General features: G+C 72.8%; 29 protein-coding genes, 1 tRNA gene and 1 pseudogene. 17 read left to right on the top strand and 14 right to left on the bottom strand.

The window, feature by feature from the left end; genetic code table 11:
• Positions 1 to 82: 82 nt before the first annotated feature.
• From MXD62_RS37620 to MXD62_RS37610, 3 genes are all read right to left on the bottom strand, one after another.
• Complete coding sequence (locus tag MXD62_RS37620) at positions 83 to 604, bottom strand: potassium channel family protein (protein WP_248834076.1); 522 nt, start codon at positions 602 to 604, stop codon at positions 83 to 85.
• An 84-nt stretch (positions 605 to 688) separates the two neighbouring features.
• The gene (locus MXD62_RS37615) at positions 689 to 988 is read right to left on the bottom strand and encodes a DUF4193 family protein (RefSeq protein ID WP_020463075.1); all 300 of its coding nucleotides are present in this window, start codon (positions 986 to 988) and stop codon (positions 689 to 691) included.
• Positions 989 to 1,474: 486 nt separating this feature from the next.
• Positions 1,475 to 1,852 (bottom strand): co-chaperone GroES, encoded by a 378-nt coding sequence (locus MXD62_RS37610; protein ID WP_020463076.1) that lies wholly within the window; start codon positions 1,850 to 1,852, stop codon positions 1,475 to 1,477.
• A gap of 446 nt (positions 1,853 to 2,298) precedes the next feature.
• Here MXD62_RS37610 and MXD62_RS37605 point away from each other — a divergent pair, with 446 nt between their 5' ends.
• From MXD62_RS37605 to MXD62_RS37595, 3 genes are all read left to right on the top strand, one after another.
• A complete protein-coding gene (locus tag MXD62_RS37605; protein WP_071065827.1) occupies positions 2,299 to 2,973 on the top strand; it encodes a hypothetical protein in 675 nt (224 codons plus the stop codon).
• 236 nt (positions 2,974 to 3,209) lie between these two features.
• Positions 3,210 to 5,531: a hypothetical protein gene (locus MXD62_RS37600; protein WP_248834075.1), complete on the top strand. Its 2,322-nt coding sequence runs from the start codon at positions 3,210 to 3,212 to the stop codon at positions 5,529 to 5,531.
• A gap of 212 nt (positions 5,532 to 5,743) precedes the next feature.
• Positions 5,744 to 6,175 (top strand): ATP-binding protein, encoded by a 432-nt coding sequence (locus MXD62_RS37595; protein ID WP_248834074.1) that lies wholly within the window; start codon positions 5,744 to 5,746, stop codon positions 6,173 to 6,175.
• A 37-nt stretch (positions 6,176 to 6,212) separates the two neighbouring features.
• Here the strand turns inward: MXD62_RS37595 and MXD62_RS37590 are convergent, their stop codons facing one another.
• Positions 6,213 to 7,010, bottom strand: a complete 798-nt coding sequence (locus tag MXD62_RS37590) for a hypothetical protein (protein WP_248834106.1) — start codon at positions 7,008 to 7,010, stop codon at positions 6,213 to 6,215.
• A 382-nt stretch (positions 7,011 to 7,392) separates the two neighbouring features.
• On the opposite strand from MXD62_RS37590, the gene MXD62_RS37585 reads away from it, so the two are divergent.
• The 3 genes from MXD62_RS37585 (at position 7,393) to MXD62_RS37575 (ending at position 10,574) form a co-directional block, all read left to right on the top strand.
• Entirely contained in the window at positions 7,393 to 8,430 is a 1,038-nt protein-coding gene (locus MXD62_RS37585) for a tellurite resistance TerB family protein (protein ID WP_248834073.1), read from the top strand.
• Positions 8,427 to 8,954, top strand: coding sequence for an NUDIX domain-containing protein (locus MXD62_RS37580; protein ID WP_248834072.1), 528 nt, complete (start codon positions 8,427 to 8,429; stop codon positions 8,952 to 8,954). Before MXD62_RS37585 ends, MXD62_RS37580 begins: the two co-directional genes overlap by 4 nt.
• Before the next feature lie 582 nt (positions 8,955 to 9,536).
• The gene (locus MXD62_RS37575; protein ID WP_248834071.1) at positions 9,537 to 10,574 is read left to right on the top strand and encodes a YbhN family protein; all 1,038 of its coding nucleotides are present in this window, start codon (positions 9,537 to 9,539) and stop codon (positions 10,572 to 10,574) included.
• A gap of 225 nt (positions 10,575 to 10,799) precedes the next feature.
• On the opposite strand, the gene MXD62_RS37570 is transcribed toward MXD62_RS37575, so the two are convergent.
• Complete coding sequence (locus MXD62_RS37570) at positions 10,800 to 11,525, bottom strand: histidine phosphatase family protein (protein ID WP_248834070.1); 726 nt, start codon at positions 11,523 to 11,525, stop codon at positions 10,800 to 10,802.
• A complete protein-coding gene (locus MXD62_RS37565) occupies positions 11,522 to 11,944 on the bottom strand; it encodes a DUF3618 domain-containing protein (protein WP_248834069.1) in 423 nt (140 codons plus the stop codon). The genes MXD62_RS37570 and MXD62_RS37565 overlap by 4 nt, the downstream gene beginning before the upstream one ends.
• Before the next feature lie 372 nt (positions 11,945 to 12,316).
• Between MXD62_RS37565 and MXD62_RS37560 the strand changes: the two genes are divergently transcribed.
• From MXD62_RS37560 to bcp, 5 genes are all read left to right on the top strand, one after another.
• Positions 12,317 to 13,174 (top strand): hypothetical protein, encoded by an 858-nt coding sequence (locus MXD62_RS37560; RefSeq protein WP_248834068.1) that lies wholly within the window; start codon positions 12,317 to 12,319, stop codon positions 13,172 to 13,174.
• A gap of 325 nt (positions 13,175 to 13,499) precedes the next feature.
• Positions 13,500 to 14,384, top strand: a complete 885-nt coding sequence (locus MXD62_RS37555; protein WP_248834067.1) for an SCO family protein — start codon at positions 13,500 to 13,502, stop codon at positions 14,382 to 14,384.
• Between the two features lie 92 nt (positions 14,385 to 14,476).
• On the top strand, positions 14,477 to 15,019 hold the full coding sequence (locus MXD62_RS37550; RefSeq protein ID WP_248834066.1) for a MauE/DoxX family redox-associated membrane protein: 543 nt from the start codon (positions 14,477 to 14,479) through the stop codon (positions 15,017 to 15,019).
• 45 nt (positions 15,020 to 15,064) lie between these two features.
• Positions 15,065 to 15,781 carry a thioredoxin domain-containing protein gene (locus MXD62_RS37545; protein WP_248834065.1) on the top strand — a complete coding sequence of 239 codons (717 nt, stop codon included), beginning with the start codon at positions 15,065 to 15,067 and terminating at the stop codon, positions 15,779 to 15,781.
• Positions 15,782 to 15,943: 162 nt separating this feature from the next.
• Entirely contained in the window at positions 15,944 to 16,438 is a 495-nt protein-coding gene (gene bcp, locus MXD62_RS37540; protein ID WP_112105582.1) for a thioredoxin-dependent thiol peroxidase, read from the top strand.
• Between the two features lie 64 nt (positions 16,439 to 16,502).
• On the opposite strand, the gene MXD62_RS37535 is transcribed toward bcp, so the two are convergent.
• Positions 16,503 to 16,880: a hypothetical protein gene (locus MXD62_RS37535; RefSeq protein ID WP_248834064.1), complete on the bottom strand. Its 378-nt coding sequence runs from the start codon at positions 16,878 to 16,880 to the stop codon at positions 16,503 to 16,505.
• Between the two features lie 448 nt (positions 16,881 to 17,328).
• On the opposite strand from MXD62_RS37535, the gene MXD62_RS37530 reads away from it, so the two are divergent.
• Positions 17,329 to 17,409: transfer RNA gene (locus MXD62_RS37530), tRNA-Leu, on the top strand.
• A gap of 41 nt (positions 17,410 to 17,450) precedes the next feature.
• Here the strand turns inward: MXD62_RS37530 and MXD62_RS37525 are convergent.
• Positions 17,451 to 17,810 (bottom strand): annotated as a pseudogene (locus MXD62_RS37525) (integrase); the annotation flags it as partial.
• 107 nt (positions 17,811 to 17,917) lie between these two features.
• Between MXD62_RS37525 and MXD62_RS37520 the strand changes: the two are divergent.
• The gene (locus MXD62_RS37520) at positions 17,918 to 18,076 is read left to right on the top strand and encodes a hypothetical protein (RefSeq protein ID WP_248834062.1); all 159 of its coding nucleotides are present in this window, start codon (positions 17,918 to 17,920) and stop codon (positions 18,074 to 18,076) included.
• Positions 18,077 to 18,245: 169 nt separating this feature from the next.
• On the opposite strand, the gene MXD62_RS37515 is transcribed toward MXD62_RS37520, so the two are convergent.
• The 3 genes from MXD62_RS37515 to MXD62_RS37505 all read right to left on the bottom strand — a co-directional run bounded on the left by MXD62_RS37515 (position 18,246) and on the right by MXD62_RS37505 (position 19,397).
• Positions 18,246 to 18,563: a hypothetical protein gene (locus tag MXD62_RS37515; protein ID WP_248834061.1), complete on the bottom strand. Its 318-nt coding sequence runs from the start codon at positions 18,561 to 18,563 to the stop codon at positions 18,246 to 18,248.
• Between the two features lie 101 nt (positions 18,564 to 18,664).
• Positions 18,665 to 19,033, bottom strand: coding sequence for a transposase (locus MXD62_RS37510; protein WP_248834060.1), 369 nt, complete (start codon positions 19,031 to 19,033; stop codon positions 18,665 to 18,667).
• Positions 19,014 to 19,397 carry a hypothetical protein gene (locus MXD62_RS37505; RefSeq protein WP_248834059.1) on the bottom strand — a complete coding sequence of 128 codons (384 nt, stop codon included), beginning with the start codon at positions 19,395 to 19,397 and terminating at the stop codon, positions 19,014 to 19,016. Before MXD62_RS37505 ends, MXD62_RS37510 begins: the two co-directional genes overlap by 20 nt.
• A gap of 46 nt (positions 19,398 to 19,443) precedes the next feature.
• Between MXD62_RS37505 and MXD62_RS37500 the strand changes: the two genes are divergently transcribed.
• Entirely contained in the window at positions 19,444 to 19,638 is a 195-nt protein-coding gene (locus tag MXD62_RS37500; RefSeq protein ID WP_248834058.1) for a hypothetical protein, read from the top strand.
• A gap of 110 nt (positions 19,639 to 19,748) precedes the next feature.
• On the opposite strand, the gene MXD62_RS37495 is transcribed toward MXD62_RS37500, so the two are convergent.
• The gene (locus tag MXD62_RS37495) at positions 19,749 to 20,291 is read right to left on the bottom strand and encodes a xylanase (protein WP_248834057.1); all 543 of its coding nucleotides are present in this window, start codon (positions 20,289 to 20,291) and stop codon (positions 19,749 to 19,751) included.
• A gap of 316 nt (positions 20,292 to 20,607) precedes the next feature.
• Between MXD62_RS37495 and MXD62_RS37490 the strand changes: the two genes are divergently transcribed.
• Positions 20,608 to 21,738, top strand: a complete 1,131-nt coding sequence (locus tag MXD62_RS37490; protein ID WP_308301387.1) for a pentapeptide repeat-containing protein — start codon at positions 20,608 to 20,610, stop codon at positions 21,736 to 21,738.
• Positions 21,739 to 21,981: 243 nt separating this feature from the next.
• On the opposite strand, the gene MXD62_RS37485 is transcribed toward MXD62_RS37490, so the two are convergent.
• Together MXD62_RS37485 and MXD62_RS37480 are read right to left on the bottom strand one after the other, a co-directional pair.
• Positions 21,982 to 22,272 (bottom strand): hypothetical protein, encoded by a 291-nt coding sequence (locus tag MXD62_RS37485; protein WP_248834056.1) that lies wholly within the window; start codon positions 22,270 to 22,272, stop codon positions 21,982 to 21,984.
• 319 nt (positions 22,273 to 22,591) lie between these two features.
• Positions 22,592 to 23,254 (bottom strand): TetR/AcrR family transcriptional regulator, encoded by a 663-nt coding sequence (locus MXD62_RS37480; protein ID WP_248834055.1) that lies wholly within the window; start codon positions 23,252 to 23,254, stop codon positions 22,592 to 22,594.
• A 56-nt stretch (positions 23,255 to 23,310) separates the two neighbouring features.
• Between MXD62_RS37480 and MXD62_RS37475 the strand changes: the two genes are divergently transcribed.
• Both MXD62_RS37475 and MXD62_RS37470 read left to right on the top strand, forming a co-directional pair.
• A complete protein-coding gene (locus MXD62_RS37475; RefSeq protein WP_248834054.1) occupies positions 23,311 to 23,694 on the top strand; it encodes a VOC family protein in 384 nt (127 codons plus the stop codon).
• Between the two features lie 58 nt (positions 23,695 to 23,752).
• Positions 23,753 to 24,547: an alpha/beta fold hydrolase gene (locus MXD62_RS37470; protein WP_248834053.1), complete on the top strand. Its 795-nt coding sequence runs from the start codon at positions 23,753 to 23,755 to the stop codon at positions 24,545 to 24,547.
• The last annotated feature ends 405 nt before the right edge of the window (positions 24,548 to 24,952 follow it).

Raw genomic sequence — 24,952 nt, 5'->3', positions numbered from 1 at the left:
AACTCAGGGTAGTGGTACAGCTACTCTGGACCACCGGCAACCGGGGCGCAGGAGCGGTGTCGGAAAGAAGGCCGCGCCGCCCTCAGGACGCGCGCGCCGCCCGGCGAGCCGAACTCGACGCGCGCAGCGCCGAGGCCGCGGTCGCCACGAAAAGGACGTCGAACCCCATCTGGACGGTGACGACGCCCCGGGCGGCCTGACCCGTGGCGTGGATGTCCCCGAAGCCGACCGTGGTCAGCACGGTGACGGCGAAATAGAGCGCGTCGGTCTTGGTCCGGATGCCGGAGATCTGGGCGGACGCACCGACCGCCAGCGCGTAGTAGGCGGCGGCGAACAGGACGACGGTGACGCAGATCCCGGCGAACAGCCACTGCGCGCGGACCCACGCGGCAGAGACGTGCCGAGCGAAGACCACCTGCCTGGCGAGCAGGCATCCGGTCAGGATCAGGCCGAGGGCGAACAGCCCCACCCGCAGCGGGAACCACCGCCCGCCGCCATCGCCGTAGACGGGCAGGGCGTAGTAGGCCGTCAGGCACCCGACCAGGACCGCGACCGCGACCGCACCCATCCGGCGGGCGGACGGCTCCGGGGGCGGGCCTGGCAAGGGCCTCGCTCCCGGAACCGCCCGTCCGGCGTCATGCGATGGACGTCCACCGCTCATGCCTGCCTGCCCGGGGCCGCGCGCGTGTCAGGCCGCGCAGTCCGCGCACACCGCCCGGCGTGGGTCGGCGAGCTGGCTGCGGTGCTGCACCAGGAAGCAGCTCGTGCAGGTGAACTCGTCCGCCTGCCGGGGCAGCACCCGCAGCGCGAGCTCCTCGTCCCTGACCTCGGCGTCGGGCAGGTCCAGCTCCGCCTCGAGCGCGTCCATGTCGTCGCCGAGGTCGGCCGCCGCTCCGGCGCGCTGCGCCTTCAGTGTCTCCAGGCTCTGCTCCTGGAGCTCGTCCTCCTCGACATCCGTGCTTCGCCGAGCGTCGAAGTCACGAGCCATGCGTCTCCTTACCTTTCCTCGTCCTCACAGACCGCGGCCTGTCGACACCGGCGCCGACCCTGACCACCGGATCGACCATGCGCGGTACCCGAACGACATCGGCTGATCACAATAAGCAGTGGCTCTGGCCAGAGAAGTGGGCGACAAGCAGATGTCCGCGTTCCCCGCACCTGGAGCCGGTACCCACGGCCACCAGTTCGGAACGCGGATCTCCAGAGCCGAGCGAAGGATACGGGCCGAGGAGTGTCCGCACCAAGCAGGGGCAGCCCGGCGCGGTGTCACTCCCGCCACACTCGGACGCTCCGGACCACAGGGATGGCCCCGCGATGACCGGCACCGTCGGCACGATCGGTCTGTCATGGGGGCGAACCGGGCCGCGACGGCGACCGGCCGCACACCGCCCGTCGGTGGTGGGTCGGCCGGCGCGAGAACGCCGGCGCGGCTCGGAGGTACCCCGGCGCGCTCGGACGGACCAGCGGCAGCGGTTCAGAGGTAGAGGCCGGTCAGCCCGTCGTCGAGCCGCTCGGCGGCCACGGCGTGCACGTCACGCTCGCGCATCAGGATGTAGGTGGTCGAGTGCAGCTCGACCTCGGCGCGGTCCTCCGGGTCGTAGAGCACCCGGTCGGCCACCTGGATCGTGCGCACCGCCGTGCCGACGGCCACCACGTCGGCCCACGCCAGCCGCTTACCCATCTGCGCGGTGGCCGGGATCACGATGCCCGCCTTCGAACGCCGGTCCGCGGAATCCTCCCGCGGCCGCACCAACACCCGATCATGAAGGAGCCGGATGGGCAGCGAACCACCGGACACGTCGATGCCGGCCGCGCCCCCGACACCGTTGACATCGCCGGAAACTACGCTCACAGGCTCGGACCCTACTCGTCCACGGCGGCGGGACCGGCCCGATGCTTCCGATTTCCCGGTAGAGCAGGCCGTGCGGTGCTGCCGGGGCCGTCCCGCCGGGAAATCAAACTGCCCGCCAGCCGGCGGCGACACAGCGGATCCCAGCCCTCACGCTCGTCGCCGGGCGGCGGACGGATCATCCGCCGCGATCTCGCTCGCGCCCAGGTACACCGCGCCGACACACAGATGAATCCCACGCCTTACCCCCACCCGCGAACACAGGCATATCAACCAGCCCGGATGGGGAATGCCACCTCAACGCGGTATAAGCTGCCGCCCATCGCAGCCCGGCCCTACACGGCCGGCCGCGCAGAGGCGCCGGGGGGGAGCCCGGCCTCCAGGAGAAGCGTCCGCGTCGGAAGCCAGGTAACCGTCGACACGCACGAGCCGAGGGATGGGGCAAACCAATGGCGCTGAGAATCAGTGTGGACCTTGAGGGGCTGCGCTGGGCGGACCTCTTCCGGTTCGTCGATCTCGCTCGAAACGGCGGCATCGGGCCAGAGGACCAGGTCGACGTCATCACGTACGGCAGTGACCCGATGTCGGTCAGCCTCTCGGCGCGGATCTACCCGGCCTCCGACGGATTCCTGTCGACCGAGCAGCCGGAGATCGGTTCGGGCGAGGGCATGCGCGGATCGACGCCGCTGTCGATCGGTTCCGGAAGCACCGGGACGGGAGCGGGCTTCGGTTACGACGGCACGCCCGAGCGCGCCGCTTCGTCCAATGGCAGCCACTATCCGGCGTTCGACAACGGATCGGAGCGCCCGCCGTCCGCGGCCGGCAACCTGCCGTCGTACGGGCCCGGCGGTTATGACGGCCAGCAGGAACGGGGCACCCCGCCACCTCCGCCGCCCCCGAGCGGCAGCCACTACCCGGCCTTCGACGGCCAGAACGAGCGGATGCCCGGCCAGAACGGACAGTTCGCCGGCTTCGAGCCGGTCTTCGACCGCTCACAGGGCGGTAAGGACACCGGTGGCGCCGCAGGCGTGGAAAGTCCCTATATCGAGGAGTTCGCACGGCTCCAGGAGGGGCTGATGCGGCAGGTCCGCCGCGACGGCGAGGTCCGGCCCGACCGCACCTGACGCCAGCCGGCCCGGCGCTGGCCCATCTGGGCCGGACCGATCCGACCGCGCGCGGGCGCTGTGTGACGGGAGCTCCGACGGAGCGCACCGCTATCGCCACTCTGTCGCGGCGGGTGCACACAGCACTCGCTATCCGTGGAAACGGCGGACGCACATAGTGAGGACAAGGTCACCAGTTACCCGCAGTGGTGGTGCCCCCCGCACGTTTCCGCCCGCAATGGTGCATGCTGCCTTCGATGGAGGATCCGCGCGTAGTCGACGTCGAGCGGTACCACGGTCAGTTGCGCTCGGAACTCGAGATGATCGCGAACGGACCAGTACTGGCCGGCCCACGGATCGTCGAGCACATCAATTCCCTGATCACACTGATTGACCTGCACCAACCGAACGAGTTCGACCTCTGCCTCAGCTGTGACCGGCTCTGGCCCTGCGCCACCGTCGTCGCCATCACCGGTGAGCTAGCGGCCACCGAGGACGAGGTGACGCCCCGGCCGCTGCCCGAAGCCCCGGCCACGCGGTCCGGCGACGGCCGCCAGGCGGACGGGCGCCCGGCCGACCCCCGCCACGCGGCGGCGGGAGGCCCCGCCGACCAGCGCCGGCCGGACGTTCGCGCGGCCGCGCCACCACCGTTCGACACGGGCTCCTACTCGACGACGACGCAGACCAGCACCGGCCAGTCGACGATGCCGCACGAACTGCCACGGGGCACGGACCCGGTCCGGCAGCGCGGCGCCCCCGGCCCGGCGGACGAGCCGATGGCCGCGCCCCGGCCGACCGGGCCGCACCGCGTGCCGCCGCCGCCCTCCATGCCACCGCCGTCGATGCCACCACCCTCCATGCCACCGCCGTCGCATCCGTCCGGCATGCCGGCGGGCACGCGCCCGCCGGCCGCCGTTCCGCCGGCCGCGGCCGCGGCCACCGGCGGGATGCCCACCGGCGGCTCGCGGACGGGCGGAACGCCCCTGGGCGGCGCGGGCAACGGCGCGTCCGCCCGCACCCCCGTATTCGGCGACCCGTTGGCCGGGATCCGCCGTCCGGGCGCCGGCATGCCGCCGCGGGTCGGCGGGGGCCCGCCCGGCGAGCAGGCCCCACCCGGCCGGCCGGGGCCACCCCCCGCCGACACCGGTCGCCGCTCCGCACCGCCCGGCCTCCAGCCGCCGGGACTTCAACCGCCTGGCCTCCAGCCGCCGGGGCTCCAACCACCCGGCTTCCAGCCGCCCGGACTTCAACCACCTGGGCTCCAGGCAGCCGGGCCGCCGCCGGGCACCGCCGGGCAGCCGGGACGTCCGATGTCGGCCCCCGGCTTCGAGCGAGCCCGCGAACAACAGCTTCCCGGTGGCCCGGGCAGCCGGCCCGCGCCCGGGTTCAACCGCCCGGGCGGGCCACCCGTGCACCGCCCCGCGGCCGGCCCGGCCGGCGGCCCGCCGACCGGGCCGATGGAGCGCCCCGGCTACAACGGCCAGCCTGGCTACAACGGGCAACCGGCGTACAACGGGCAGCCCAGCCACAACGGGCAGCCTGGCTACAGCAACGGGCAGCCTGGCTACGCCGGGCAGCCCGGCCAGGGCCGGCAGCCAGGCCATCCCGGTTATCAGGGCCAGGTGGAGCAGTCCGGCCCGATCGCGCGGCCAGGCCTGTTCGGCCAGCCCGCGGCAATGGGCCCGGGCCGGTCCACGGGCCCGGTCTCCACCGGGCTCGGTGACCGCATGCCCGGACGGGCCCAGCACCCGGGCGATCCGTCCCGCCCCCCACCCCACCACGCGCAGTCCCAACCCGCGCAGCACCAGCCCGCGGCCGGCGTGTCCCGGTCCGAGCCGTCCCGGGCTCCGGCCCGTCCTGACGGTGTCGAGGCCCCGGCGGCTCAGGCCGACGGTTTCTCGGTGCCGACGTCCCGGCAGGCGCCGCCGATCTCCGGCCCGGTGGAGATGCTGCCCGCCAGCATCGCCGCCGCCCGGGCCGCGGAGCTGGCGCGCGGGCAGGCGGCCGCCGCGGCCGGACCACCGCCGCCGCGGCATCCCGACATCGTCCGCGGCCCCGAACGTGGAACCCGGCCGCCCGTCGGACGGCTCACCTCCGACCCGGCGCGTACGCGCGGCCGGCACGCGGGCCCGGACCAGCCGCGTCCCCAGGGCTCCCCGTGGAGCAGCCAGGCCGCCGAGCAGCGCCGTCCCATCTCCGTCGACGACTCCTGGGCCGGTGTCGGGCGCGGCCCGCGTGGCCAGAACGGCGACGGCGGCCAAGGCGGTCAGAACGGGCACGGCGGCCAGAGCCAGAACGGGCACGGCGGCCAGAACGGGTATGGCGGTCAGAACGGGTATGGCGGCGGCCAGAACGGCCAGCATCAGCCGAACGGCCAGCGGGGGTCCGGCGGCCCGGGAGGTCCCAACGCCGACGTCGGCGCGGACCGTTCCAGCGGCCCGGCCGGCCCGGGCCCGGCGGACCGTGGCCCCGGCCGCGACCAGGCCTCGGACCCGTCGCTGAGCCCTGAGGTGGAGGCCGTCACGAGGGCCTGGCTCGCGCGCAAGGATTCGGTGCTCGACGGCATCGACGTCATCTGAACGCCGACCGCCAGCAGTGCGGTCATCGGGGGTTGCGGCGAGTCGCGACCACCCCGCACCGGACCCGGGCCAGGCTGTGTCTCGCGCCTCCGGTCTGGCAGGACCACGCCAATCAGGTTTGAGGTCCACGCGGAGGTGGGAGGAACGCGACGCCGGCCCGGCCGTGGCAACGCGGGCGGACCGGAAACGGACAACCGCCCGGAAGGTGATGCGTGGCCGAAGCTCTGACCGCTGGCTTCGACCTGCCCGCCGATCCCCGGGCAGCCGGGCAGGCCCGCGGGCTGGTCGCCGATCTGCTCGTGTCGTGGGGCTGTGGCAACGCCGCCGAAGTCGCGAGACTGCTGGTCAGCGAGGTCGTCACGAACGCCGTTCGCTACGTGGGAGCCCGTGAGGTGCTGCGCGTGTCGGTTGAGTGCCGCGGCGAGCAGGTCCGGGTAGCCGTGAGCGACGGGAGCTCGTTGCGCCCGGTACTCAAGGCCGCCCAGGACGATGACGAGTCCGGCCGCGGGATGCAGCTCGTCGCCGCGCTCGCCAGCCGGTGGGGTGTCGTCGACGATCCGCCCTCGACCGGCCCGGGCAAGCAGGTCTGGTTCGAGCTGCCGGCCGTCCGGGAGGCGGCGACGATCGGCTGCGTCCTGAGATGAGGGCGGCGGGCTCGGCCGCGGCCGCTCAGCGCCGCCGTCAGCTCCCCCGGCCTGAGTCCCCGCGACCCGCGTGATCCGTCTCGTCGTCCGGACGGCCGGCGATCAGGTCGAAGAACCTGTCCCGGCGCGGCCGCCAGCGGGCGGCGAACCGGGCCGCGCGCCGGGCGGCCCGCTCGGCCTTGCGGGACCCTTCAGGGTAACGCCGGTGCGCCCAGGCCGAGCCGGGCCGCGCCAGGCGGACCGCCCCGACCACCGCGACCAGCGGAATGAGCAGGCCGACGACACCGAAGCCGACGCGGCCCTTGAGGAAGCTGCAGCTCACCGCCACGATGTTGATGCCGAGCACGACGATGAGGTCCCACAGCGCGAGGTGGTCTCCGGTGTCGAGGCCGTCCACGCCCAGTGGTGTCGCGCCGACGATCAGCAGTGCCGTGAACGCCGCGCCCAGGATGACCGCGTCCACCGACATCCGGCCCTGTTCGGACCAGTAGACGTCCTTCAGCCGCAGTACCAGCGCGAACTCGTCGAGGATGAGCGCCGCGCCCACGCCGAACAGAATCGCCAGCAGATCCCACCAGGGCGACCGCCCCCCCGCGGGCGAGAACGCGCCCACCCCGGCGAGCAGCACGAAGGCGATGCCGAAGACGGCGTGGTGGACGTGCACCCCGCCGACCGCGACGTTGCCCGGCCACCAGCGCACGCCCGCACGGATCATGCGCACACTCAGCCGGATGAACAGGAACGTGAGGATGAACGCGACGAGGAGCGCCAGCAACGGCTGCTTCCCAGGCTCGACGATCACCCGTTCGTAGCCGCGCGACAAAGCCGCCCACATCACGTCCCTCCTCCCGCGCCCACGGACCACACACCGGCCCGCCCACATCAACCCGGCAGCGCGCCGCCCCGGCCGCCGCGCGCCAGAGCAGCCGTGCCAGCCCAGCCCAGCGCCGCACAGCGCACCGCGACGCGGCCCCACCGGCAAGCAGGCGGACCGTCACGGCGCGTCACGGTCGGCGCCGGTCCAGTGTGCGGCCGCTCCCCCACGGGCCGGCGACGCCCGCCTTCGGCCACGCCCGGCGGCCGTCCGGCGACCCGGATCCGCGACACCGTGCCACCATTCGGCCATAGTGCGGCGAAATCTTCGGGGGGAGGTGGATGATGGCGGCGTATCAGCAGCCAGGTGACGACGGGGCGTCACGATTGGGGGCGGCATGCCGATGTCGACACAGGTCTCTCTGGAAATAGCGCTACTCATCGAGGTCGACGGCGGTCTGCTGGTCCGCGCTGACGACGCCGCGGGCCCGCGGTTCCCGGGCGGCTCCGCCCGGCCGGGCGAGTCGTCCCTGGACGCCGCCGAGCGGCTCCTGCGGGCCGTCCTGTCCGCGGCGGGGCGGCCCGTCTTCGCGGGCTGCGTCGAGCACAGCGGGGCGTGGCGACCCACCCCGGCACCCAGCCCGCGCAGCTCACCCACGGACGCGCCCCCGGACAGGACCCCGGACGGGGTACCCGGGGACACGCCCGCGGACAGGACACCCGCGGAGACGGCGGCCGCGACGGACGGGACGACGTCCGCGCACACCCTGACCGTGCTCTACGCCGTAACCCTCGAGCCGGCGGGACTCGCCGGCGGGCACTCGCTTCCCCCGGGGCTGACGTTGGTCCACCCCTACGAGAGCGATTCCGGGCCCGCACTCACGATCCAGCCGCCCGCGGTCGGCCACGCGGCGATGTCGTGGTGGGCCGATCGGTGGCCGTCCTGGCGCGGGCTCGCGGTCGCGGACGCCGAGCCCTGGTGGACCGGCCTGCGCCAGTCGGTGCGGACCCTGCGGGCCCAGCTCACCGCCCGCCGCGAGGACGTGCGGGGCGAGGTGTTCCGGGACGCCGCGGTGGCGATGTGCGCGCTGGTCGCGGCCGCCGACGGGTATGTCGACCCCGCCGAGCGTGACGCGATGACCGCGTCCATCCACGCCGAGGACGTGCTGGCGGACTACCCGCGGGCCGACCTGGAGCTGCTGTTCGACCTGCACGTCGCCCGGCTGCGCTCGGATCTCGCCGCCGGCCGCCGCGCGGCGATGCGCGAGATCGGCAAGGTCCGCGGTGACCCGGTTCGTTCGTGGGCGGTGCTGCGCATCGGGGCGGTGATCGGCCGGGCCGACGGGTACTTCGATCCGGCCGAGCGGCGGGTCGTCCAGGACGCCGCCGACACGCTGGGGCTTCGCTCGGGCGCGCTCGCCGTCCAGGCGGTCGGGCGATGAACCCGGCCGACGCCGCCCGGCGGCCGCACGCGCCGGTGCCCGGGGCGCGGGCGGTGCCCGCGGGGCCGCGGCCGGGCCGGTCGCTGCACGCCCGGGTCTTCCTGACCTTCGGCGATCTCGTGGTCGTCGCCAACCATCGCGGCCAGCCCTGGTTCTTCCTGCTCGGCGGGCACGTCCCACCGGGCGAGGGGGTGGAGGAGGTGCTGCACCGCGTACTGCGCCGGACGGCCGGCTTCGAGGTGCGCTCCCTCGACTTCGTCGGCGGCGTCGAGCATCTCGACCCCGTCGGCGGGACGTCCCAGCGCATCGATGTGGTCTTCGCGGGGGCCGTGCCGCGCTATGCGGAGTTCGGCAGCCGGATCGACGACATCGACATCGTCACCCTCCGGCCGTCCCGGCTACGGTCCGTCGAGTTCCGCCCGGCGCGCGCCGGGCGGGCGATCACCGACTGGCTGACCGACCGCCAGCCCCGCTGGTACACCGACGGGGGGTCGGCACACCCCACGAACGGGTCTACCCGCTGAGCCCTCGGGGCGGCCGGGGCCTCCCCCGGCCGCCGCCCGCAGCGGCGGCACCCCACGGGCCCGTTACGGCCATCCAACTGTTACCTCCCGGGCCCTTCACAGGGAGCATACGACCACGTCACAGTGTGTCCGGCAGGCATCGGACAGCGTTGCGGGGGGATGACTACGCCATGCTGTGGCCCGTGCGCTCCGCTGTCTCGTCTGTCCTGATTCCCCGGTCGGCGACCTTGCTCGGCCAGCCGCACAATGAAGCACATTCAGGTGCCGTTCAGGCGTGCGCCGTAGCGTGAGCGGCGAGGCTTCCGGACACTGGGGGTAGACATCGAGATCCCGGTCGCGCTGAACGTCCCGGTCGCGCTGAACGCCGACAACGCCGCGGCTGCACCGCTTGTTCCCGGGCCGACACTGCCCCGTCACCGACGGGTCGGCGAGCGCAGGGCTCCCGCCCATGGCGAACGTCCGACGTCCGGCCGCGGCGGGCCCCGACCCGCCAGGTCCACGGTCAAGGAGGCGCTGCTCCCGCCGGAGCGGACCGCCCCCGCCGACGCGCGCGCCGGGCGCACCGGTGTCACGCCGGCCGACGTGCCCGCGGTGCTCGGCGGGGTGGACGCCACCGGCGCCGCCGCCGTCGCCGTCGAGCTCATCCGGGCCCCCCGCGGGTTCGGCCTGCGCCGGACGCGCCTGCGTGTCCTGGCCGCCGTCGTGGTCGTCGGCGTCGTCGGCGCACTCGTCGGCACCCGGTTCCGTTCGGACGTTCTCGGCACCCTCTCCAACGTCCCCGCGCCGCGCTGGCACTGGCTCGTGGTCTGCCTGCTCGCCTCGGTGCTCTTCTACGTGGCGCACGGCGTGAGCGTGCGGGCGGCGAGCGGGCTGCGGATGAGCCTGGGCACGGCCACCGCCTCCCAGCTCGCCGCGGCCGCGGCGAACCGAGTCGTCCCGGCGGGCCTGGGCGCCATCGCCGTGCACCTGCGCTTCCTGGAACGCCGCGGGATGACCCGTCCCGCCGCGGTGGCCGCCGTGGCGTCGATCAAGGGCGCCGCGTTCCTCGTCCACCTGGCCGGGATCGCGCTCGTCGCCGGCACCCTGCGCGGCTCCGGCGTCGGCGAGGCGGTGACGGCGCCCGTCCGGATGACGGTGAACGGGATCGGAGCCGGCCCCGTCGCGGCCGGGCTCACCGTGGTCGGTGTGGGGATCGGCACCGCCGCCGCGCACCCGCGGGTACGCACGAGGCTGCGGCCCGCGCTGCGGGGCTTCCGCGCGCACCTGGCGGTACTCGCCCGCTCGCCCGGCCGGACGGTCGTGCTCGTGACCAGCACCGCAGCCACGAAAGCCGCACAGGTCATGGGCCTCGCCTGCGCGGTGTGGTCGTTCGAGAGCGGGCTGAGCATCGCCTCGATCACCGCCGTGTACCTGGTCGGCTCGGCCGTCGCGGGCGCGGCGCCGACAGCCGGCAGCGTCGGGGCCATCGAACCGGCGCTCGTCATCGGGCTCACCGCGTCGGGTGGCACGGCGGCGACCATGTTCGCTGCCGTCCTGGTCTTCCGCCTGATCAGCTACTGGCTGCCGATCCTGCCCGGGGTGACCGCGCTCGCGATGATGCGCCGCCGCGGCGACCTCTGAGACCCCCGGACCCCCGCCGCTGAGACGATCGCACCCGAGACCACCGCCTCGAGGACCATCACTCCTCGACGGCCGCTGCCCGGTCTTCTGACCGGCAGCGGAGCGGGCCCGAGACCACCCGGTCCCGGGCCCGCTCCCTCTCGACCAAGCCTCGTCTTCCACCGACCACACGCCGCGGACACCGCCGGATCGGCGGGCTCGCACGCGGACGATCGGTGGTTACTTTCAGTAGTGAGTCGGTGGGGCGGGACGGGCGTTGAGCTGCCGCAGCACCCGGTTCTCGTGCTCGAACCCGAGCTCCGAGACTCCCGCCGGCTCGATCACGAAGTGGGCCCCGGCCGTCGGGGGCAGGCCCAGCCACCGCGCCACCAGCACCCGGAGCATGTGGCCGTGCCCGAGCAACGCCACGTCCCCGTGTGCGAGCAGCGGCACCACCCGGCCGAGGACGAGGTCTGCGCGCCGCCCCACCTCATCGGCGGTCTCCCCGCCCGGCACGTCGCCGGTGAAGACCGTCCAGCCGGGATGATCCTCACGGATCCGCGCGGTGGTGACTCCCTCGTAGTCCCCGTAGTCCCACTCGGCGAGCTCCGGCCAGACGACGCAGTCCTCAGCTCCCGGCGCGGCGGCCGGCGTCCCAGCGGCCTGTGTCTCGATGGTTCCCGGCTCGATGGTTCCCGGCTCGCCGGCTGGCGGGCACAGGCCCGCGATCTCGGCGGTGTGCGCCGCCCGGCGCCGCGGGCTCGTCGCGACCAGGACGAACCGCCGGCCCACCAGCGCCGCCCGCAGCGCGGCGGCCTGGCGCTCACCCTCGGCGGTGAGGGGAACGTCGGTGTGCCCGGTGTGCCGACCGGTGCGACTCCACTCGGTCTCGCCGTGCCGGATCAGCGTGACCCGACCGGCGGGAACCACCACCGGACCCACCGGCTCCGAGGTCACCGGCTCCGAGGTCACCGGCTCCGGTGCCGGCGGCGGCGCGCCCCCACGAGCAGCACGACCGCCGCCGTCACCAGCGCGACCCTGTCCCATCGAACCGTCCGCACCACCTGGGTCGGGCCGCCCTCGCCCGCCGCGCCGTCCGCACCCGGTGCCGAGCCGACCGTGCCCGGCAGGCCGCCACCGAGTGTGCCGCTCTCGGTCGTGCCGGCCCCGATCGCGCGGTGCCCGGCGGGCGCCGCACCGAGCGCGGACCGCGCGGCGCTACCCGGGGCGAACCGCTCGCGCAACTCAGCCACCTTGGCCCGGACCTGCTCGTTCGCTCGTTCGGCCACCCGCTTCGGACTGACGATCTCCGCGATCGCGTCGACGGTCTCGGCCAGCTCTGCGCGGGTCTGTTCGATCTGACGCTGGATGACGGCCGGATCCTGCGGCACCGATGTCGCCCTCTCGGTTCTCTTACTGGGTGGACGGGGTCGGGCTGACGACCCGACTCGATCGTGCCAGACCAGCCCCTCCCCAGCGCGACGAAACGGCGGACCATGTCCGCGGACCTGCGGGTTCCAGGTGACCGGCGCCGCTCCGGTGGCACTTGCGAACCTGGTCAGCACCCCGGTCGGGGCGCCCCTACCGCTCGGTGTGAGTTGTCCCCGCCGACCCCTTATCGGTCGACCCCCCTCGTGGGCGGACGTCCAGCCGCCCGGGGCGGACACCGACAGGCACGCGCCACGCCCGACGACCACCGGAGCAGCTCCGGAAGCGCGTCGGGCCCGATCCGGACGGGCCGGGAGCGGCACTACGCTGAAGGCGTGCACGTCGGCCGGTGCGGGGCGCGGTTCACCGGGCTGGCCCACCGCCTCGCGTCCGCGGTGCTCCCAGGTCTGGCCTTCGCCGTGCCCACGGTCGCGCTCGCCCTGCTGGCCCACCTGCCGACCGCGCACACCGAAGCACCCGCGCCCGCCGGCATGGCGCTGTCCGTCGCCGCCATCGTCGCACTGTGCGCCGGTAGTGATCTCGCCCGCTCAGCCCACTCGGCCGGGTCACGCGGCGGCCGGCCCGGTGCCGGGGCCACGGCCACAGCCGGACGGCGCCGGGTCGGTGGTCCCCGCTCGTTCCCCGCGCTGCTCGGCGTCCAGGCCGGGGTGCATGTCCTGCTGCTCGCCGGGGCCGGGCGGGCCGGGCCACCCGGCGGCACCTCACTCAAAGGCCTGCTCTGCGCGCCCGGCAGCGGCCCCGGTGGGGCGCTCGCCTCCCCCGGGCAGCTCGCGGCGGCGCTCGCCGGCCGACCGCTCGGCGCCCCGCCGACCACCGACAGCGGCGGCTTGGCCGCGGCCGCGGCGCGGCTGTCCCAGTACGGCGTCCACAGCCACGGGCTGTACGGCCAGCTCCTCCAGGGGCACGGCCTCCAGGGGCACAGCATCGCGGTGCTGCTCGCCCACACCCTGGCGGCTGCCGCGGCCTCCTGGTGGACCAGCCGCGGCTGCCAGGTGCTGCGCGCCGCCTGCCTGACGCTCGGGTCGTGCCTGTCCGCGCTGCGGGCTCCCGTCGCGCTGGTCCCGGTGCCGCGCCGGATCGTCCGCGCACCGCACCTACCCGCGCTCCGCGCACTCGACCGCCCGTGGGCGGCGACGCCGTCCCGAGGCCCGCCGGCCATCGCGAGCTGCTGAAACGGCGTAGCGACGCGACCGGCGCCAGGCGCCGCGATCCGTCCGCGCCCCTTCCCCACCCACCAGGCCCGACCCGACGCCTGGCCGCTGGCCGTCAGACCGCTCGCGCCCGATCTCTGGCGTCAGATTTCTGAGGTCAGGCCGAATGTCCGTGGTCTGACCGTCGCCGGCAGGCGTTGCCCAGGTGTGGCCCCGTCGCGGGCTCAGCTCTGGGCGGTGCGCCGTGCGCGCTGCCCGGCACGCGGTGCCCCGCGCGCTGACCACGCCAGCCCGGCGGCGCGGTGTGTGTCGGTATCGCCCAGATCTCCGCAGGAATCAGGTGTCCGTGACCAGGAATCCATCCACCATCAGTTACCTTTCAACTACCCGTCGCGGACGGACGTCGTCCGCCCTGCTGATCGGGATCATCGTCGTAGTCAGCGCGACACTCGGCGCCTGCTCCAACGGCGGCGACGGCACCGGGGTGACGATCGTCGACGCCGGTGGAACCGACGGGGGACTACACGGCGTTGTCCCAACCGAACGCTTCGCGAAGCCGGCGCTCAACCTGACCGATACCGACGGGCGCCCGTTCGATCTTCGCGCCCGAACGCAAGGGAAGATCACTCTGCTTTTCTTCGGTTACACGATGTGCCCGGACGTCTGCCCGACCACCATGGCCGACATCGCCGCGGCCCTGGACGAGGTCGACCGATCGGTGCGGGACCAGGTCTCGGTGGTGTTCGTCAGCACCGACCCGGACCGTGACACCGCTCCCGTCCTCGACCGCTGGCTCAGCCAGTTCGACTCGACCTTCATCGGCGTACGCGGGCCGTTCAAGGACGTGCAGGCCCAGGCCGAGGCGATCGGCGTCCCGCTGGAGGCACCGAAGGTCCAGGCGGACGGATCCGTCCTGGTCACCCATGGCAGCCAGGTCATCGCCTTCGGCCGGGACGCCCGCGCCCGCGTGCTCTACCTGGCCGGCACCCCGGTGGCCGACTACATCGCGGACCTTCCCGTCCTCACGGCCGAGACCCTCGGAACCGACCCGCGCGACGGGACCGCGACCGCGACGCCCAGGGCGACCAGCGCGGCCAGGGTCACCGCGACGCCGAGGGTGACCGCGGCACCAGGGCCGTTCGGGTCCTCTGGGACAGCCGGGACAGCCGGGACGACGAACACCGTCCTGACAACCGGCGACAGCCGGCCGACCCGGGTCGCCGCCGGATGACCGGGACCACCGCGGCCGTGGGGGCCACCGGGTCCGCTGCTTCCGGAGACGCAGGGAACGCCGGGACGCCGCGCACGCTTCGGTTCGCCCGCGTGGCCAGCACCGTCCTGCGGGTCGGCCTCGGCATCCTCTGGCTCGCCGCGGGCGCGCTGAAGATCAACGACCCGGACGGCATGGTGCGGTCCGTCCGCGCGTTCCGGATCCTGCCCGAAGCGCTGGTGGACCCGGTCGCCTACGCCGTGCCGTTCGTGGAGATCGCGCTCGGCGTGCTGCTGATCGTCGGCCTCACCATCCGGCTGACCGCCGCCATCTCGGCGGTGCTGTTCGCCGTCTACATCGCGGCGATCGCGTCGGCGGCCGCCCGCGGCCTGCGCATCGACTGCGGCTGCTTCTCCGCGGGCGGCGATCTGACGTCCGAGGCACCCACGCACTACACCCAGGAGATCGTTCGCGACAGCGCGCTGCTGCTGGCCAGCCTGCTGCTGGCGCGGTGGCCCGCGGGCTACCTGTCGGTCGACCGGCTTCTGAACGGACCAGCACGACAGCCCCTCGACGACGAGGACGACCTTCTCGGGAGTACCCATGGCATCGCGGACGAGGAAGACATCGCGGACGTCGGCGCCGCCCGGCCGTAGCTCCGGCGGCAGCACGCCGGCGCCCCCTCAGGATCGGGGCCACGCGTGACGGCCGCGGAGCGGCGGGAGAAGGTCGCGGCGGCCCGGGCGGCGGCGGCCGCCCGGGAACGACGGCGCAGGCAGCTCATCATCGGCTCGGTCGTCGCCGCCGTGCTCGTCCTGATCGGGGTGATCGGCTTCGCCGTGCAGAACTCGCGGGAGGAGTCCAAGCCGGTCGTTCTCCCGGCGAGCGCGACGGGGCCCGACAACGCGATCGTCGTCGGGAAAGCTGACGCGCTTGTCACCCTCGACCTCTACGAGGACTTCCAGTGCCCCGCCTGCGGGTCCCTGGAGAGCACCACCGGCTCGACGATCAGCGACCTCATCGACTCGGGCGACATTAAGATCAACTATCACGTCATGTCGTTCCTCGGCGACGAGTCGAAGCGGGCGGCGAACGCCAGTGCCGCCGCGGCCGACGAGGGCAAGTTCAAGGAGTTCCACGACGCCCTGTTCGCCGACCAGCCGGAGGAGCACACCGGCGGCTACCAGACCGACACCCTCATCCAGAAGGGCGCCTCGGTCGGCCTGACCTCGGACGCCTTCGTCAGCGCGGTGCGGGACGGCAAGTACGACGGCTACGTCGCGAAGGTCGACGAGGACGCCTCCCGCAGCGGCGTCACCTCGACCCCGACCGTGCTCGTCGACGGCAAGCAGCTCTCCGCCGACCAGCTGACCCCCGACGGCCTGCGCGCCGCCGTCTCCGCGGCGGCCAAGGGCTGACCGGGACGTCCGAACTCCTCGGCCGGCCAGCAATCGGTTGGCCGGCCGGTGGTCTGCCGGGTGGTCCGCCGGGTGGCCGGTCTGTCGGCCGTGGGGCCGCTTCGCTCGCGATGCCACTGCCACGTTTGCCGGCCCGCCGGGGCCACGACTAGCTTCTCCGTCATGACCGAGACCGAGACCGCCACCGCTGCCCGGCTCTCCCCCGGCGACCCCGCCCCGGACTTCACCCTGCCCGACGCCGACGGCAAGGACGTCTCGCTGGCGTCGTTCCGCGGGCGCAAGGTCGTCGTCTACTTCTACCCGGCCGCGTCCACGCCCGGGTGCACCAAGCAGGCCTGCGACTTCCGCGACAACCTCGCGCTGCTCAACGACGCGGGTATCGACGTCCTCGGGATCTCACCGGACAAGCCGGCCAAGCTGGTCAAGTTCCGGGACAACGAGGGCCTCACCTTCCCGCTGCTCTCCGACCCGGAGCGGACCGTGCTCTCGGCCTACGGAGCCTTCGGCGAGAAGACGATGTACGGCAAGAAGACCATGGGCGTCATCCGCTCGACGTTCGTCATCGACGCCGAGGGCAGGATCGAGAAGGCGCAGTACAACGTTCGCGCCACCGGCCACGTCGCGAAGCTGCTGAAGGAGATCGGCCTCGCCGGCTGAAGTCGGCCGGCTGAAGTCGGCCTCGCCGGTTCTCGCCGGCTGACCGCCGGTTCTCCCCCGTCACTCAGCTCGCGACCCGCAGGTCCCATCGCAGCAGCACGTTGTCCGGGCGGGCGGGATCGACCAGGACGGGCACCCGGCGGCGGAGCTGGCTCGGAATACCGCCCCGGGCGTCACCCACCGGGCTCGCGCCCGCCTCGTCCGCGGGAACGACCGCCCGGCGCGTGACCGGGTAGGGCTCCTGGCCTGGGCGCTCCACCAGCAGGTGCACCTCGGCGACGGTGCGCCCGTCGACGCGCACCCCGGTGTCGCTGACGGTGTCGATGACCGCCATGGTGGCCCGGCCGTTGTCGATCAGCCGGCGGGCCCGGTCCCGTTCCTCCCGCACCGCGGCGGGAGACTGGTCCGGCCGGTCCGGCGAGGCGTCCGCGATGGTCGTCATGAAGATCTTCCCCCAGAGGCATCCAGGCGCCCACCGGCGCAGGTACACCCTGCACCCGGACGGGGCTGCCTGTCGGTCGCGTCGGCGACACCCGCCCCCTGGGGGCACTGTTGGGTCGACGACACCTGCTTCGGCTCGTGCTCCGTGGCTTCGCTGTGCGCCGTCCCCATGGGCCAAGCGGTCATCGACGCTGGTCACAGTCCTGTCCAGCCCACGCCATCCCAAACCCGACGAAGCCCCCAGATGCGGCACGGCAAACATCGACCCCGATGAATGTGATCAACGACATCGCCGCGGACCCCCGCGGGAGTCAGCCGGAACCGATCGTCTCCCCACCCGCACCACCCCCATAGCAGCCGAGCCGCGGGCAGAACCTGGGCAGGATTCGGACGGCGCGCGCCCATCCCGACCCCGAAGGCCGTCCCGCGGCTCGCTAATCTGGAGGGACGCGGGAGTGGCGGAATGGTAGACGCAGCAGACTTAGGATCTGCCGCCCTAGGGCGTGGGGGTTCAAATCCCCCCTCCCGCACCCAGGACTCTGATCGGCCGTTTCCCCTTTATTTGCAGAGGTCAGGTCACCGACAGATCATCAGCCGACCGCTCCGCCGTGTCCGGCGGCGTCCGATCAGGTCCAGCGGCGTCCGGCAGTTCGCGGCACATGCGCGGCACAGCCCTGGCATCCGTGCCGCCGGCGCCAGGCGCGTCCGGACGGCTGATGCCCAGTGCCGCCTCGACCCGGCGGAGCTGGATGTCGACATCCCCGTCGATGCACTTCGCGTACACCCGGTAGAGCACAGCCACGGTGTGGCCAGCCCACTCGGCCACCTGACTGCCCTGGACCATTCCGTTCAGTCACGTCGACACACAGGCATGTCGCAGGTCGTAAGGCGCCGCGGCGAGTGGTGAGGCAACCTGCTCGGACGAGAGCGCAGCGACGGGAACCGCACCGCGCCACCCCACGAGCACTCCCAATCCTTACTGTCGGGCTCGCGGTCGGGCTCGCGAGCGGGCTCAGTTCGGCGTGGGGACGGCTGGTAGTGGCCCGGTTGTGGCTGGCCGCCCGCCGCAAGCAGCCTCTACACCTAATCGATTTCCTCGCCGATGCCTACGACCGCGGCGTCCTGCGCCAGGCCGGCGCGGTGTGGGAGTTCCGCCACGCCAGCCTCCAGCGCCACCTCGCCAACCGGCCCCACTGAACGTAACCGGACACCGGCGGCGGGCACCCGGCCGAACGGAGCACCGCTGGTCGATCGACGCTCCTATGGATGTCAAGCGGCCATGAGCACCCGGTCTTCCGAGGCTCTCACCTGTCTTGCATCAATAGTGATCATATTGGGGGTGTGACCGCGCACCCCGGGTCGATGATCAGCCGACGGTCCGCGGTCCGTCGACGGCGCGGTTCTGGCGTCGGTTGACCGCGATGCCCACCAGCAGCCCGCCGGCGAAGCACAGGACGCTGCCGGCCGCGCTACAGATGAGAGTCACGGCGAAGGAGGCGGCGGCCAGACGCGGAACCGCGTTGAGGGGCGCTGCGGAGTACATCAGCAACAGGCCCCAGCCACACGCGCGTACCCGTGCCAGCCTGGCGCGCAGGCGGCGAGGCACCCGGTCGGCGGCCAATGCCAGTCCTGCGGGCAGCAGGGTCAGAGAGAAGCTGACCAGGCCGATCCACTGCCACTTCACGATGCGGGGGCTCCTCTGCTGGGACGCGGTGCATGGCCGCTTCGATGATCCGGGTCGCGAGCGGCAACAGCGGTCGTCCTGGATCAAGGCTCTCATGAAGTTCAAGTAGCCGCAGGAAGATTGTTTGGTGTGGTGGGGGCGGTGAAGATCGCGTAGATCTCCCGGGCCACGTAGCGCTTGAGGCAGCGGATGATCTCTTGCTTGGTCTTGCCTTCGGCGGTGCGGCGCTGGGCGTAGGCCTGGGTGGCCGGGTCCCAGCGCAGCCGGCAGACCACGACACGGTAGAGAGCGGCGTTGGCCTGGCGGTCCCCGCCCCGGTTGAGCCGGTAGCGGTGCGTCCGCCCGGACGAGGCAGGCAGCGGGGCGACGCCGCACAACATCGCGAACGCGGCCTCGGAACGCAGCCGGTCAGGGTTGTCGCCGGCGCTGACGAGCAGCTGACCGGCACTGTCAGCGCCGACACCGTTCACGGCGAGCGGCTTCGGAGCGATTGCGGCAACCAGAGAACTGAGGATCTTGTCCGAGATCCTTGATCTCGGACGACAGGTGATGGAAGCGGCGCGCGAGACTGCGCAGCGCCAAACGGACCGCCACAGCCGGGTCCCCGGCCCCAGCGGAAGGAACCTCGGCGTCGACGCACACAGTGATCAACCGGCCGGTGGTCGGGGTGGACAGCTCGGCGCGGACCGGCTCCGGCGCGGTCACGATCAGCGCCTTCATCTGCTTGACCACGTCGGCAGGCGCACCACCGGCGGGATCGCCGGGGTTGGCCACCCATACCCAGCCCGGCCCGCCCTGGGGATTCTGGTTGTCGCCGTCGCAGGTCTGGTACACGTAGCCGCCGCCCTGCCCGACGCCAGCCCAGCCGGTGGGTGGAACCGTGCCACTGATCGGATCGAAGGGCCAGTTCCGCTGGTTCGAGCACGGGTCAACGGCTACTCCCCCGCCCGAGCTCGGCCGGTCAGCCGCCTCGCTGGCAGGCCGGGGCCGCGAAGCTGGAGCGGGCACGGAGGCGGGATCATCGGTGCACACCCACCAGCCGCTCGAGTCACCCAACCCGGCGGACGTCCCGTGAGGGCATTCCGGACCGGCCGCGATCACGGGCGCCGCGAACACCACCAGGCCCGTCAGCAGGGCCAGCGTAAGGAGGCCGGACATCACCACGCCGCGGGGCGGCGGACCGCCTCAGCATGCGTTCTGTACGAAGACCAGCCTGGCCACCACCCAGATGTCGTCCCGCCGAACGAGGTCAGCGGTGATGCACTGGCGCGGCGCGGAACCCTCGACGACCTGCCCGCTGGCCCGGACTGTGAGCGGCCACTCGCTCCAGTCCTGGACGTCACTGACGCGGGCGGTGCCGTCTGTGCGCTCGAGTACCTTCGAGTGGGTCTGGAACCCGTCCTTCATCACACGGACCCAGCCGTTTTTCTTGTACTCCTCGATCGACGTCCGAGCGAACGCGAGAGCCTCCCCCTCCCCGCGCTGCGCCAACTTCGGGAAGTTCGGGTCTCTGAGGTACTGGGCGTCCATGAACGACCGCCAGAAAAACAGGTAGTGGTACTTCACGCTATCGTCGGAGGCGACCTCGGGCGGGGTGAGCCTGAGCGTCTTAAGCGGCCCGGGCGTGCGGAACCCGACCGACCCATGCCGCGACGGCGCTGGCGGCACCGGCAGCGGATCGTCTCCGTCCGAGCCGCACCCGCCCACGAGAGCACCCAAGAGCAGCACGCACAGCAGCAGTCCCGCATGCCGTCGGCCCGCGCTCACACAGCCCCCTCGCCCATCGCCAGACGTCACCGGGCGGTGACGCACATACCGGTCACGCTGAGGCTAGGACCTCACGCCATTGCGCGACAAGCGGAACGAAATACCGCAAGACGTGACACAAGGCCGCCCAGGTCCAGGGCCGCGGCCTGGGTCGTTTCTCAGCGCCCGGCAGCATCGAAGGCATACAACCCTGCCCATGGTGGACAACGGGGGCGCTCGTCGGCGGACCGGTCGACGGTGGCTGTGGATCGTCGCTGGGATCGCCGGACTCGGCGCGGTGCTGGCGGTGTTGGCGGTGTTGGGGGTCTGGCACCTGCCCGACCGGATGTACCCGGATACCAGCGATGGCGCGGTCCAGGCGCGGGCAGCGTTGCAAGGCGGGCTGTTAACGGCGGCTGCCGCGCTCACCGCTGTGGCCGGCGGTCTGATCGCCTTGGACGAGACACGGCAGGCCAATGCCGAAGTACGGCGGGCGAACAAGAACACACACGTCCGTGAGCTGTACGCGACCGCGATTGGCCTGCTCAGCACGGCCGACATCGATAGCCGCCTCGGTGGAATCTACGCGCTGGAACGGATCGCTCGAGACAGCGCGGCCGATCAGCGCACGGTCGTTGAGGTGCTCTCGGCGTTTCTCCGCGAGCACACCCTGCCCGCCCCGTTGCTGGAGCGGCGGCCACCACCTGGACAACGCTGGAGGCATCCTCCTGCCAGTGTCGCCGGTAGTGAGGGGAGTGTCCGGCTGGGTACTGATGCGCACGCTGCGCTCGCCGTCCTTGGTCGGCTCCCCGCCCGGCCCGGGGTCCCTCCAGCCGACCTCACCGGCATTCACCTGGACGCAGCGGACCTGACCAACGTTCAGCTGATCGGAGCAGATCTCACCAGTGCCCGGTTGGCCGGTGCGGATCTGACCGACGCTCGGCTGAGCGGGGCGGATCTCACCCGGGCTCACCTGGAAGGGGCGGACCTGACCCGCACCTGGCTGGAGGAAGCGGACCTCACCGAGACTCGGCTGGTTAACGCGAACCTGACCGATGCCCGGTTGGTCAAAGCGGATCTCACCCGAGCTCAGTTGGACGGGGCGGACCTGACCCGCACCTGGCTGGATGGAGCGGACCTCACCCGTACCCGGCTAGCGGGAGCAGACCTGACATCCATAGGAGCATCCGACGCGTGGTTAGAGGGGGCACACCTCGTCGGTGCACGGCTGGTCGGAGCGGATTTCACGGGTGCTTGGCTGGTCGAAGTGAATCTTGTCGAGGCCCGGCTGGACGGAGCCGACCTCGCCGGCGCGGTGGGGTTGTCGCAGAAGCAGGTCGACGAGGCACGGGGCGATGAGGAGACCCGGCTACCCGAAGGGCTGGTGCGGCCAGAGTCATGGACGTCGGGCGACACCGGCGGGGCCTGATGCAAGGCCGGGCCGGCTCCGCCGTTCCGGCCGCTCTAATAAGGCAGCTCCGAACCGAGGAGATCATGTGGGGTCGGAAGAGGTCGGTTCCGAGGCAGCCTCGCGACCCTCGTTGACCATGGTCCACGCCAAATACGTGCCGAAACTCGGCCACCGGGCGGCCGCCGAACAGCGAAAGTGCAGGTCAGGAGCGGTGTGACAGGCGGGTGTCCATCGCCCTTTCAAGGCCGCATTGACTTCTGGTCACGTTCCGATCCCTTGGCTCGGGGGGCGCCAGATGATGCTGTAGCGCCACAGGACGTGGCGGCGGTACTGGGATCCGGGCAGGATCTCGGCGGCCAAGGCCCGCATCTGCCGATACGTCACCGGCGGTGGCCACACGAGCGGGGACGGGTGCTCCCAACTACCCTTCGTAGCGCGATAGACGGCGCTGACGGCGACCCCGGCAAGCTCGCGTGGCAGATCGTTGGGCATGGCGCTGCGGGCCAGGCCAACGAGGGCCAAGAGCCCGCCGGGGCGCAGCAGGTCGCGCATGCGGGTCAACAGCCGACATCGAGGGCGCGCTGGGCGCCTGCGGGGATCGCGCGCAGGATGCGGGGATGGTAGTGGATGTTGTGGTTCCAGCGCCTGTCCCTCTGCTCCGCCACGGGACCATCCTGCCGGTGGCCGATCCTGACCGACCTCGGGGCCGGCGGGCGCGGACGTCGCGGACCGGTGGCCGGGCCGGCCGGAGACTCCCCCGCTTCCCCGTCCTCTGTGTCGCCGGAATCGCCGGCGTGCAGCCGATCATGGTGCGGCTGCACGCCCCCGAGTTTCTCGACCTCGACCGCGGCGGCACTCGCCCCCTCCGCCGCTAGGCCGTTGCGCCGAGCAGCGCCTGGGTGAGCAGCGTGGCCGTGGTGCTCCGCCAGCGTTCCGGCGACCAGCCGAGGGTGCCCGTGGCGACGATGTAGTTCTCGGCGCTGGTGATCAGGAAGGCGAGATCGGCGGCGTCCTCGACGGTGAGCCCCGGGCGGAGCGCCGCGCGGTCGGCGAGCAGGCCGGCGAGAGCGCGGAACGCGGCGCGGCGCTGGCCCTCGTTGACGTCCCACTGCGCCGCGAGGTCGGGATCGGTGCCGACGGTGCCGCGGACGACGGCGAGCAGCGGCGCCACCCGCCCCATGATCTCGCGGCCGCCGTTCGTCCAGAGCTCGATCACACGGACCGGGTCGGGCTCGGCCGTCAGCTCCTCGAGCCACGGCCGGTCGAGTAGCGCGACCGGCTCGTCGTCGCCGACCGCGGCCACGTCGAGCGCTTCCTTGAGCAGCGTCGCCTTGTTCCCGAAGTGGAAGTAGACGGTCTGCACGGCGACTCCCGCACGCGCCGCGACCTGGTCGAGCGTCGTCGCTCCGTAGCCCTGGTCGAGGAACAGCTCCGCCGCCGCGGCGACGATCCGCCGCCTGGTCAGCCTGGTCTTCTCGGCCCGACTCGGCTTGTCCTTGACCCGACTCGGCCCGTCCTTGACGGAATCACTCACTCGCTAGAGACTACTCCAATGAGTCGCTAGAGTGAGCTCTAGCCAAAGGAGGGGCCATGCCCGACCTCGCACCGATCCACCACGTGAAGATCCCGGTCAGCGACGTCCGCGCCAGCAGCCAGTGGTACCAGCGGGTACTCGGGCTGCAGGTGACGATCGAGTTCACCGAGGACGGCGAGCTCCGTGGCGTCGCCCTGGGAGCCCCGGACGGCACCACCCAGATCGCGCTGCGGCACGACCCCGAGCGCGCCGCCGCCCTCTCCGGCTTCGACCTCGTCGCGCTCGGCGTCCCGACCCGGGACGGCATCCACGCCTGGGCCGACCACCTCGCCGCCATCGACCAGAAGCACGGCGGCCTCGTCACCGGCCACCACGGCGGCACCGTCCTCGTCGGCCTGCACGACCCCGACGGCATCGAGATCCGCCTCTACGCCGACTGACCCGAGCCACAGACCGAGAACAGCCCAAGAACAACAGACCCAGAACAGGAGAATCTCCATGCGACACACCGACTCCGGCGGCGACGGCGAGCCGCTCGTCCTGATCCACGCAGCAGTCTTCGCCGACTGGTTCGTCCCGTTCGAACGCGAGCCGGCCGTCGCGGGCCTGCGCCGGATCCGCGTCACCCGCACCGGGTACTCGGACCCCGCACCCGCCGAGCCGCTGTCGGTGGCCGACCACGCCGCCGAGTGCGCGGACCTGTTGCGCCGCCTCGGGATCGAGCGGGCCCGGGTGCTCGCGCACTCCTCCGGCACCGTGGTCGCGCTACAGCTGGCCCTCGACCACCCGGAGCTGGTCGGCGAACTCGTCCTGGTCGAGCCGCCACTGATCGACCCGCTCCTGCCGCCGCAGGACCGGGCGACGGTCGCCGCCGTGATCGGCCCCGCCCTGGGCGCGGCGATGGGCGCCGCCGCCCTGGGCGACCTGCGCACCGCCTTCGACACCTTCATGGCGGCGGTGTGCGGACCGCAGCACCGGTCCGTGATCGAGTCCGCCCTCGGCCGAGCCGGCCTGGAACGCGCCGAACGCGACTGCGGCTACTGCTTCACCGGCGAGGTGCCGGCGCTCGCCGCGTGGCACTTCGACGAGGAACTGGCGCGCCGGATCGAGCAGCCGGTCCATCTCGTCGCCGGCGGCGAGAGCCCACCCTTCACCCACCGCCTCGTCGACCACCTCGCCACGATGCTCCCCGACACCCGCACCACCGTCGTCCCCGGCGAGAACCACCTGCTTCCCCTCCGCGCCCCCACCGCCCTCGCCACCCTCCTCCCCATCCCGACTCCCGCCCCCTGACCAGTCCGACCGTGCGGCGCGCGTTCCCCCGACTCGAACCAGGTGACCGTGCCCGCGCCGCTCTCGCTGCTCACCCCGTTCGCAGTCCCGGCCGGCGCGCAGCCGATCATGGTGCGGCCGCGCGCTGTACGGACGTCGACGGACGGCTATGGGCTCCAGTGGACAGACCGAGCCGTGACGGGAGTCGTGTCACTTGGCGTAATCCATGCCTTACAAGCGAGTGGTCGCAGGTTCGGCCCCTGCCGCGCCCACGTGGCCTGTGGGTGAACGGGGGCGTTGACGTCCGGACGGGAGTGTCCGACGTTCATCGGGCACTCCCGTCCGCGTCCGGGGCCGGCCCCCCCGCCCGGCGGCGGGCCCGGGGCCCCCCTGGTGCCCCCCGGGGTTTGGGGGGGGGGCGGCCCC

Origin of the sequence: Frankia sp. Mgl5 (assembly GCF_023242985.1) — a bacterium.
Lineage (GTDB): Bacteria > Actinomycetota > Actinomycetes > Frankiales > Frankiaceae > Parafrankia > Parafrankia soli.
Note: the sequence above shows the minus strand (reverse complement) of the source record. Positions and strands in the feature narration are given on the sequence as shown.